This is a genomic window from Bartonella sp. MU70NMGDW (assembly GCF_042194085.1).
Lineage (GTDB): Bacteria > Pseudomonadota > Alphaproteobacteria > Rhizobiales > Rhizobiaceae > Bartonella > Bartonella grahamii.
Genome location: NZ_JBHIMK010000435.1, coordinates 1 through 970 on the forward strand (window position 1 = coordinate 1; position 970 = coordinate 970).

1 pseudogene is annotated in these 970 nt (G+C 38.9%); it reads right to left on the reverse strand.

The window, feature by feature from the left end:
• Nucleotides 1-858, reverse strand: a pseudogene (locus ACFIKE_RS11465) (integrase arm-type DNA-binding domain-containing protein); the annotation flags it as partial.
• Nucleotides 859-970 lie beyond the last annotated feature (112 nt).

A 970-nucleotide genomic window follows, 5' to 3' on the forward strand; every position in this document is an offset into this window, starting at 1 on the left:
TCCAGTCTGTTGCATGTGTTGTGACATATTACTCTCACTAAGGTGACTACGACCGGTTGCAGAAAGAATAAAATCAACTTTGGTGCTTCTAATGATAAAGTCCCGCGAAACTCTGGTGTTGCATCTTCTTAAGTCAAGAATCGTCTAAATATTTCTCTTTAATCTGCTTTTATAAATATGACGCAAAAATATGTAAGAACACCTATCAGAATGGGTAAATGCAAAGCCAAATGTACTATGGTTGTTTTTTTACAGGGTGTCTTATAAAAATCCGGCACATTTTTCCAATCCATAGCTGGTCTATTAGTGGTTTTATGGCGTTGTTTTCCTAAGAGTGCGCGAGTTTTTTCTGTTGCTTGTAAATCAACATCCAATCCTATGCAGCCGCATGTTTGAGACAAAGATTGAGGCGGATGAGTGCTTTCTCTGCTATTGTAGCTTTTGTATGCCCAATAGGGGCAAGAACATTGCGTATCTCTGTTTGTGTAATCTCTGAAACGGGCAAACAACCTAATTTGAGGAGAATATGAAGTTTTAAGGGTAGAAACCATTGACCATTATTCTTAAGTTCAGCTTTACGACTTTCAAAAGCATCTAAAGTAATATCTTTCAAATAATGGAGATTACGTATTGCCTAACGCTTTTGTTTGTTGCGTTTTTTAATGGGGCACGACCCTCATGCAAAACAGAACGCCATTGATTTGCTAATTCACGGGCTTTTTTTAAGAAACATTTCGCAATGCACCCAAGCCCATTTCACGACGGTGCTCGTGAAGAGTATAATGGTAAATCCATTGGGCACCACTATCTTTACGCTTCATAAAGGAGTAAGCTGGCGCTGTCATTATATTTGCTAGCTCGTGGGTGTTGTTACAGTTCTTGGCACTTGAGATGGTTCATTAGAGGCATTTTTAATCCTTTCTTAATAGTTTTTTATCCACAAGGGCTCTTCCCGCTTGTAACTTGCAAG